At 68.7% G+C, this 9,232-nt stretch carries 8 protein-coding genes; 3 read left to right on the plus strand and 5 right to left on the minus strand.

The window, feature by feature from the left end:
• Positions 1 to 420 precede the first annotated feature (420 nt).
• The 3 genes from ABT367_RS21755 to clpS form a co-directional block, all read right to left on the minus strand.
• Positions 421 to 1,959, minus strand: a complete 1,539-nt coding sequence (locus ABT367_RS21755) for an alanine/glycine:cation symporter family protein (protein ID WP_352254727.1) — start codon at positions 1,957 to 1,959, stop codon at positions 421 to 423.
• Between the two features lie 415 nt (positions 1,960 to 2,374).
• Positions 2,375 to 2,965, minus strand: a complete 591-nt coding sequence (locus ABT367_RS21760; protein ID WP_352254728.1) for a DUF2017 domain-containing protein — start codon at positions 2,963 to 2,965, stop codon at positions 2,375 to 2,377.
• Entirely contained in the window at positions 2,965 to 3,285 is a 321-nt protein-coding gene (gene clpS / locus ABT367_RS21765) for an ATP-dependent Clp protease adapter ClpS (RefSeq protein WP_165330697.1), read from the minus strand. The genes ABT367_RS21760 and clpS overlap by 1 nt, the downstream gene beginning before the upstream one ends.
• A gap of 110 nt (positions 3,286 to 3,395) precedes the next feature.
• Here clpS and ABT367_RS21770 point away from each other — a divergent pair, with 110 nt between their 5' ends.
• Together ABT367_RS21770 and ABT367_RS21775 are read left to right on the plus strand one after the other, a co-directional pair.
• On the plus strand, positions 3,396 to 4,724 hold the full coding sequence (locus ABT367_RS21770; RefSeq protein WP_352254729.1) for a nicotinate phosphoribosyltransferase: 1,329 nt from the start codon (positions 3,396 to 3,398) through the stop codon (positions 4,722 to 4,724).
• 120 nt (positions 4,725 to 4,844) lie between these two features.
• Entirely contained in the window at positions 4,845 to 5,432 is a 588-nt protein-coding gene (locus ABT367_RS21775) for an isochorismatase family protein (protein WP_352254730.1), read from the plus strand.
• A 64-nt stretch (positions 5,433 to 5,496) separates the two neighbouring features.
• Here the strand turns inward: ABT367_RS21775 and ABT367_RS21780 are convergent, their stop codons facing one another.
• Complete coding sequence (locus ABT367_RS21780; RefSeq protein ID WP_165330700.1) at positions 5,497 to 5,832, minus strand: hypothetical protein; 336 nt, start codon at positions 5,830 to 5,832, stop codon at positions 5,497 to 5,499.
• A 123-nt stretch (positions 5,833 to 5,955) separates the two neighbouring features.
• On the minus strand, positions 5,956 to 8,379 hold the full coding sequence (locus ABT367_RS21785) for an immune inhibitor A domain-containing protein (protein ID WP_434975508.1): 2,424 nt from the start codon (positions 8,377 to 8,379) through the stop codon (positions 5,956 to 5,958).
• A gap of 390 nt (positions 8,380 to 8,769) precedes the next feature.
• On the opposite strand from ABT367_RS21785, the gene ABT367_RS21790 reads away from it, so the two are divergent.
• Positions 8,770 to 9,063 (plus strand): hypothetical protein, encoded by a 294-nt coding sequence (locus ABT367_RS21790; RefSeq protein WP_352254731.1) that lies wholly within the window; start codon positions 8,770 to 8,772, stop codon positions 9,061 to 9,063.
• Positions 9,064 to 9,232: the final 169 nt, after the last annotated feature.

Here is a 9,232-nt window from a genome sequence, read left to right on the forward strand (position 1 = left end):
GGTGGTGCGCCTTTCTCCATGCCGACCCGTGCAGTACGTGCGGTGTACGTGCCCGGATCGGGTCCCGATCCCCCCGGATGTGGATGGAGCTGTTGCCTACCGGCGGTCCGCCGGCGGGGCGCCCCTGCTCGGAACATGGGTGGCGTCCCGGCAGGTGGTCGTGAACATTTATCACGCGCACAAGTGGGGCGAAACGCTGCCAATGTGGCGGGCGCCACAGGAAGAAGCGGACATAAGTCGTCGAGGCGACGAAGTGAGGCGGCAGTTTTTGAGTGTTCTTTATGCGGAATTGAGGCTCCTCTGAGCGAACGGACGCCCAGATTCCGGTGCCTCGTACGGCCGTCCCGGTTCCGCAGACACGAACGGGCCCGCCCGCACCGTTGAGGGTGCGGGCGGGCCCGTCGGCGGATACGGGTCCGGTCAGACCTTGAGGAGGTCCTTCTTCTCCTCCTCCGGCTCCGGCTCGCCGTTGTCACGGCGCTGCGCGTAGTCGAGGAAGGACTTCAGCTCCCGCCTGACCACCGGGAACAGCAGGTAGAGACCGATGATGTTGAACACCGCGAGGATGAACAGGACCGCGTCGGCCAGGCTGAACAGCGCCGTCAGCGTGAGCAGCGAACCGCCCGCGGCGCACACCGTGTACAGGACGCGGAACAGCGTGAGGCTGGGCTTCGAGCGGCCGAAGAGGTGGGACCAGGCCTTCTCGCCGTAGTAGCCGTAGGTCAGCGCGGTCGACAGCGCGAACAGGATGACCGCGACGGTCAGCACGTACGGGAACCAGGGCAGGACCGTCTCGAAGGCGTCGGAGGTGATGACCACACCGCCGGGGGCGTTCGGGTCGGTCCGCGCCGCCTCAAGAGACGGCGGACTGACGACCACGACCGTCAGGGCGGTCATGGTGCAGATGACGACGGTGTCGATGAACGGCTCGAGCAGCGCGACCAGGCCCTCGCTCGCGGGGTGCTTGGTCTTCACGGCGGAGTGCGCGATCGGGGCGGTGCCGAGGCCGGCCTCGTTGGAGAACGCGGCCCGCTGGAAGCCGGCGATCAGGGCGCCGATGAGGCCGCCGGCGAAGGCCTCCGGGTTGAACGCGTAGGAGAAAATGTCGGTCACGGCGCCCGGCAGTGCGCCGGCGTTGACGGCGAGGACCGCGAGGCAGCCGAGGATGTAGATGATCGCCATGGCAGGGACCAGCTTGGAGGTCACGCCGGCGATCGACTTCATGCCGCCGATCAGCACCACACCGATGAGCAGGGCGACGACGACGCCGAAGACCATCGCGCCGGCCGAGGAGTCGATGAAGCCGTTGTCGCCGCCGGTGGTGTTGGCGAGCTGGCTGTAGGCCTGGTTGACCTGGAGCAGGTTGCCTCCGAAGAGGCCGAAGAACAGCACGAACACCGCGGCACAGACGCCGAGCACCTTGCCGAGCTTGTGGCCGGCGGAACCTGCGCCGAAGCGGTCCGCGAGACCGGCAGGCAGGTACTGCATGGGACCGCCGGAGACCGTGCCGTCGGCGTGCACCTTGCGGTACTTCACACCGAGGGTGACCTCGACGAACTTCGTTGCCATGCCGAGCAGGCCGCAGACCGCCATCCAGAACGCGGCGCCCGCGCCACCGATCGTGATGGCGACGGCGACACCGGCGATGTTGCCGAGGCCGACGGTGGCGGAGACGGCGGCGGTCAGCGCGCCGAAGTGGTTGACCTCGCCGACCGCGCCCTTCTCGTCGTACTTGCCGCGCACGACCTTGAGGGCGAGCTTGAACTTGCGTATCTGGATGAAGCCGAAGAGGCCGGTGAACAGCAGACCGGCGACGACCAGCCAGGCGACGATCAGCGGAAGCTCGGCGTCGCCGACGGGCACGGCGTAGAAGACCCACTTGGTGAGGAATTCGGCCACGGGGTCGACCACGCTGTTGACGCTCTCCTCGATGGAGTTCGTCAGGGATTCAAGAGACATCGGACACCTCAAGGCAGGCACATGGGGGGTGTGCGGAACGGCGGCATCCGGCGAGGGATGCGGCAGGCAGGGCGGTGGGGGCACGAAGGGAGCGAACGCCGTTGTCCGGTCGGCGACTTGAGGGCGGCGGTCCGTGGACGCGGAACACGCGGCCCTGGTCGTACGGGTCGTGCGGTCGTGCTGGGGCCAGACTGCCTGGCGGTGCGCCAGGTCTCCGAGGGCGGCGAGGGGTGGTGCCGCCACCGAAGTGCCGAAGTTTTACCACGGCCTTAAGGGGTCTTTACGTGACGCGCATCACGGCCTGAAGTGCCAAGACGCCCGCCACCAGGCATAACGGCAGCGGGCGTGACGTGATCGTTATTCGGACAGCACTCACCGGTATCCGGACGTCAGCACTGTCCCTGGAGTGTGGGCCTTACGCCATCAACGTCTCGACAAGCGTCTCCTGCAGACCCCCGAGCCACAGATACGCCATCACCATCGGCTTGCGCGGATCGCTGTCCGGGAGCCGGTAGAGGAGGTCGGTGTCCTCTTCGCTGATCACGTCGAGACGCGAGGCGATCGCGAGCCGCAGATCGTTCAGGGCGCCGAGCCACTGCTTGGACTCGTCCGGGGTGAGCTTGAGGACCGCGCCGCCCTCGCCGTCGAGGGAGAGCGCGTCGAGGCCGCGGACGACCACGAGGGCGTTGTCGCGCTTGCCGGCGCGCAGGTCGTTCTCGGTGAAGCGCCGGAACTCGGCGGAGTACGCCTTGAGTTGATCGTCCGGCACGGCTTCGGGATCGCCGTACGCATCCGGGAAGAGCCGTTGCAGTACGGGGTCGCTCGGCGGTTCGCTCGGGCCGTCGGCGAACAGCTCGGCCAGCGGGTCGGGGTCCTGCTCGCCACCGGGGCCCGGGCCGATCAGCTCAAGGAGCTGCACGGCGAGGGAGCGCAGAATGGAGACCTCGACCTCGTCGAGCGCGACGGCGGCGCCGCCGCCGGGTACGGGTTCGAACATGCCGGCCATCAGTTGCGGTCCTGGCTCAGCGTCGCCCACAGGCCGTAGCCGTGCATCGCCTGCACATCGCGCTCCATCTCCTCGCGGGAACCGCTGGAGACGACGGCGCGGCCCTTGTGGTGGACGTCCATCATCAGCTTGTGGGCCTTGTCCTTGGAGTAGCCGAAGTAGGCCTGGAACACGTACGTGACGTAGCTCATCAGGTTCACGGGGTCGTTATGGACGATCGTCACCCAGGGAACGTCGGGCTCGACCACCGCCGACTTTTCGTCGGCGGGGTTGGTGATCTCTGCTGGAGCCACGTCTGGAGCCACACTCACTTGTCCCATGCTGCCACTTGGAGCCTCGCGGTGCATAAAGGGGCCCCTCCACCCGGGCAGGGCCACCGACGGCTCAGCCGAAATCGTCAAAGTGACGAGATGGGAGTACGATCCCGCACATGAACACAGCGGACCTTGGGCTGCCGGTGGATGTTCCCTCGACGGCACTCTTCACCGACCAGTACGAGCTGACGATGCTGCAGGCCGCGCTGAAGGCCGGTACGGCCGAGCGGCGCTCGGTCTTCGAGGCCTTCACGCGCAGGCTGCCCGAGGGGCGCCGCTACGGCGTCGTCGCGGGGACCGGGCGGGTCCTTGACGCCGTGGAGAACTTCCGGTTCGACGCGGGCGTCCTGGACTTCCTGCGGGAGCGGAACATCGTCGACGGGCCGACCCTCGAATGGCTCGCGGACTACCGCTTCCGCGGAGACATCTGGGGCTACCCCGAGGGCGAGGTGTACTTCCCGGGCTCGCCCATCCTGCGGGTCGAGGGCTCCTTCGCCGAGTGCGTGCTGCTCGAGACCGTGATCCTGTCGATCCTCAACCACGACTCCGCCATCGCCGCGGCAGCCTCGCGGATGTCCGCGGCCGCCGGTGAGCGGGCGCTGATCGAGATGGGCGCGCGCCGCACGCACGAGCTGGCCGCCGTCGCCTCGTCCCGGGCCGCGTACATCGGCGGCTTCAACTCGACCTCGGATCTCGCGGCCGGCTTCCGCTACGGGATCCCCACGGTCGGCACCTCCGCGCACGCCTTCACGCTCCTGCACGACAACGAGCGCGACGCCTTCACCGCCCAGGTGGACTCGCTGGGGCGCGGCACCACGCTGCTCGTCGACACCTACGACGTGACCGAGGCCGTACGGCTCGCGGTGGAGATCGCCGGGCCCGAGCTCGGCGCCGTCCGGATCGACTCGGGCGACCTGCTGCTCGTCGCACACCGGGTGCGCCAGCAGCTCGACGAGCTCGGGGCCGCCCGTACGAAGATCGTGGTGACCAGCGACCTCGACGAGTACGCGATCGCCTCGCTGGCCGCCGCGCCCGTGGACGCGTACGGGGTCGGCACCCAGCTCGTCACCGGCTCCGGGCACCCCACCTGCTCGATGGTCTACAAGCTGGTCGCCCGCGCCGAGTCCGCCGACGCGAACGCCCCGCTCGTACCCGTCGCGAAGAAGTCGCTCGGCGCCAAGTCCTCGATGGGCGGTCGCAAGTGGGCCGCGCGCCGCGTCGACGAGGACGGTGTCGCCGAGGCCGAGGTGATCGGCACGGGTGCGGTGCCCGCCGAACTGGCCGGCCGGCAGCTGCAGGTCGAGCTGGTCAAGGGCGGCGAGGTGCTCGGCCGCGAGTCGCTCGATGTCGTACGCGACCGGCATACGGCCGCCCGCGCGGGACTGCCGCTGTCCGCGACCCAGCTGTCGCGCGGCGAGGCGGTCATTCCCACCGAGTACGTGTGACCGACAGGTGACCCGGAGGGCACGGACCCCCAAACGCCCTCTCCCGCAACGGACTTGAAGTCTCTACTCTCGGTCAGAACGGCCGAGTCGACGACCGCCGACAAACGAAGGACAGGGATCATGCGCCGCGCCTTGATCGTCGTGGATGTGCAGAACGACTTCTGCGAGGGCGGCAGCCTCGCCGTGGCCGGCGGTGCGGACGTGGCCGCCGCGATCACCGACCTGATCGGCGAGACCGGCGGTCCCTGCTACCAGCATGTGGTCGCCACCCGTGACCACCACATCGAGCCGGGCGGCCACTTCTCGGAGCACCCCGACTACCGCGACTCCTGGCCGGCGCACTGCGTGGCCGGCACCGAGGGCGTGGGCTTCCATCCGAACTTCGCCCCGGCCGTCGCCTCCGGCGCCGTCGACGCCGTCTTCGACAAGGGCGCCCACGCGGCCGCGTACAGCGGCTTCGAAGGTGCCGACGAGAACGGTGTGACGCTCGCCGACTGGCTGCGCGACCGCGAGGTCACCGAGGTCGACGTCGTCGGGATCGCCACGGACCACTGCGTACGGGCCACGGCCCTCGACGCCGCCCGCGAGGGCTTCCGCACCCACGTCCTGCTCGACCTCACGGCCGGGGTCGCGGAGGACAGCACGGAGCGGGCCCTGGAGGAGCTCCGCGCCGCCGGTGTGGAGCTGTCGGGCAAGCCGGTCGTCTAGAGCCCGGGCGTGGACCCGGGGCCGGCCCGCCGGGCGTGGACCTGGCCCTGGGCCCGGCGCGCGGCTAGACCACGTACCGGGTCGTCTGCGGCGTCATGGTCCTCAGGAGCGCCCTGATCGGGTGCCACAGCTCCTCGGCCGTGTCGGGGGCGCCCCGCCATATCAGGCCGTCCGGATGGTGCAGGACCGCCGTGATCTCGTCCGGCGTGGGCGGTGCGGTGTTCCCGCGCAGGTAGATCGCGCGCAGCCCGAGGTTGCGCAGCCGGGTCAGGGCCCGGGCGCGGTTCGCCGCGTGGACCACGACCCGTACCCCCGGAGCCCCGCTGGGACAAGGGTTCGGCAGGTCCAGGGCCACGACCACATCGCCGCCCGGAAGTCTGCAGAATCCGCCACCAGCCATCCAGAATCACTCCCCCGTGAGACGCCCTGTCAATAAGAACCGCACAGCAGGCACATAAGCACGTTCGGCCGCCGCCCGCTAGAGGGCGACGGCCGAACATGCTGTGACCTGCGGTTTAACGGATTACTTCGAGGAAGGTCCAACCTTCACGGTCATCGTCGTGCCGCTCAGCGGCTGGTCGACGATCGTGATCTTCGTGTTGGTGTCAGTGATCTTGACGCCACCGAAGGGGTTCGCCTCGTCGTAGTACGAGTGGCGCCCGTCGTCGAAGACCGGGACACCCAGCTTCCAGTTGATCTTCGCCGCGACACCGTTGCGGTGCAGCGTGAAGCCCTGCGTCGGGAGCCAGCTGAAGGTCGAGTCGTAGGACTGGATGCGGTTGCGCATCAGGTCCTTGCCCGGGGTGGTGTCGAGGTCCTCGGTCCACCGCTCGGCCTTCGGGTGCGCGTCCACCGGCAGGATCAAACCCTCACCCGGGTGCACCGAGGTGTTGTTGTCCGGCTGCGAGGTGTCCCACTTCCAGATCAACAGGCCCTTCTGGTACGGGAAGTGCTCGACCCAGTTCTCGCGGGTGGTCTGCCAGCCGAAGTTGTACGGACCGGTCTTGAGGGTCTTGTCGTACGACACGTACTGGCGGTTCTCGGCGATGTAGAACTGGTCGTAGTCGTTGGTGATCGACTCACCGACGCGCGAGAAGCCCTTGGGCGTCCAGCCGTTGTCGTCGCCCTCGGCGCCGTCCGTGAACAGGGCGGTGCCGTCGGCCACGACGGAGATGTCGTCGGCCGCGAAGCCGACCATGTTGACGCCGCCGTCCGTCTGGTAGCGGAAGCGCAGGTCGATCTTCTTGCCCGCGTACGCGTCGAGCGAGTACACCAGCTTCTTGTACGCACCCGAAGCACCGGTCAGGGCCGGGGCGCCGGAGGCGTCGCGCGGGAGCGCCGCGCCGTCGGCGGTGCCGTCGATCGGCGTGTAGCTGGTGCCGCCGTCCGTGGAGACCTCGGCGTAGGCGTAGTCGTAGTCCTGCTCGATGTCCCACCAGCCCGAAAGCTCCAGGCTCGCCTTGGACTTGCCGGTCAGGTCGACCGAACGGGTCAGGGTGTTCTTGAGGTCGTCACCGCGACCGGACCACCACTGCTTGGCGCCGTTGGCGGGCTTCACGACCGGGGTCGTGACTTCCTTCTTCGGCAGTTCGACGACCAGCGCCTGCGGGTTGGCCGTGTTGTACTCCGCGACCCCCAGCTTGTGCGTGGACTTCGTGCCGGCCTTGGCCACGTCGTAGTCCAGCCAGCCCAGCTGCAGCTTGTCCCAGGCGGTCATGTCGCCCGGCAGATCGCCGATCGACTCCTTGCCCTCGCCGAGCCACGAACCGGACGACATCAGCGACCAGTACGCGGTGGAGTTCTCGCCGCCGCCGGAGGTGTCGTACAGGTCCGGCAGGCCCAGGTCGTGGCCGTACTCGTGGGCGAAGACGCCGAGTCCGCCGTTCTCCGGCTGCACGGTGTAGTCGCCGACCCAGACCCCGGTGTCACCGATCTGCGTACCGCCGGCCTTGTTCTCGGACGGGCCGGTGCGGCCGGCGTCCGTGCCGTAGGCGTACCAGCGGTGCGCCCAGATGGCGTTGGTGCCCTCGGCGCCGCCGCCCGCGGACTCGTCCTCGCCGGCGTGCACGATCTGGAAGTGGTCGATGTAGCCGTCGCGCTCGTTGAAGTTGCCGTCGGCGTCGAAGTCGTAGCGGTCCCACTGGTCGTACTCGGCGAGCAGGGCCTTGATCTCGGCGTCGGTCTTGCCGGCCGCCTTCTGGTCCGCGGCCCACGCGTTGGTGCCGTCGCGGACGACGTCCCAGACGTTGGCGCAGTTGGTGGAGCCGCAGTAGTTCGAGCCGTAACGGGCCTCGTTGTACTCGACCTTGACCCAGTCGGACACCTGGCCGTCGACCGAGTAGCGGCCCGAGGACTGCTTCTCGTAGTACTTCTTGACCGACTCCTTCTCCTTGTCGGTCGCGAAGTACAGGTCCTGGAAGTGCTGCTGGTTGAAGTCCGCGATCCAGTCCGTGGAGTTGTCGTCTCCACGGTCGGGCTCGGGGATCTCGTTGTGCTGCGGGCCCGGCGTACCGCCGAACTTCTTGACCGGCGGCTTGGGACCCGCGCCGTCCGGGTCGAACATCGTGGTGTCGTCGACCTTGTCGCCGAACTCCACCAGGATCGTGAAGATCTTGTCCGTCTTCTGACGGCCCAGCTCGACGTACTTGCCGTCGTCCAGCTTCACGACCTTGGAGGCGCCGCGCGTCTCGGCCTTGGCCTCGCCCGAGACGACCTCCTGCAGAGCGGCCTGGCGCTCGGCGGCCTGCTGCTCGCTGAACGGGCCCTCGAGGTCGTGGTCGACATGCTCCTTGCCCGGTGCCGGGTCATGGCGCTCCACGCCCGACGGGGCGCTCGGCATATGGCCCTCGGCCTGAGCGGTGCCGTACGACATCGCTCCGGTGGCGGCCAGGGCCACACCGACGGCGAGCGCGCGTATGGAACGGCGTCTGCCTGTCTGACTGTTCACTTGGGTGTTGTCCTCCCCCGCGACAGCGTCTGCGGATGGGGGGTCCGGAATCGGAACGATCCGCGCGCAGTGTCGCGTCACAAGTGACGACATTCGACCGGAGTTACGGGAGAAAAGACAGACCTTGACTTCACATGCCCAAGTACGTTAGTTGCAGCGCGAGTTGCACTATCCGGACACTCCCCGGGGCCCGTACGGCGCGCCCATCTCAGCGCATGAGATACGAAATGAGCCCGTGCGCCCCCCATGCATCGGCACCGTGGGTTAGGTCACGCTTACTGGCCGTTCCAGCAGGGAATCCGTCGTCATAGAGTCAGTTGACGGTGATTTTGCCCGAGCAGCCCGATCGCACGACCGACACCCCCGCACCCTCTTAGAGGACGGTTCGCCATGCCGCGTCCGACTGCCGCACAGCTCGTCTACGGAACCGTGACGGTCGTGATCGCCACGCTCGCCATGCTGCTGCTCTCCCAGACCCGTACCGGTCTCGGGGTCGCCGTCATCACCGTCGCAGCCCTGGGGCTCGGCCTCCTGGTCGCGGTGACGGTGCCCGTGCCGCGTCCGGCGCCGGCAGCCGCCCGCACGCCTGAAGTCCCCGCGGAGCGCGTGCCGTTGCCGCGTATGCACACCGGGGCCGAGGTGCGGATCGAGTCGCGCGTCGGCGAGCACTCACTGCGCAACTGAGCGAGTCGGCCGGGGCACAAGCCAGGCGGCCGGACACGGGCCTGCGGGCCGAGACATACATGAGCGGCGGGGCCCGGGGGTGGGCACCCGCCCCCCCCCGGGGGTGCGGCCGCCCCCCCCGGACAACGGGCAGACCCCCCACGGCAGCGCCGCCCAGTAGGGCAGGCCC

This window comes from Streptomyces mesophilus, from assembly GCF_040300965.1.
Lineage (GTDB): Bacteria > Actinomycetota > Actinomycetes > Streptomycetales > Streptomycetaceae > Streptomyces > Streptomyces mesophilus_A.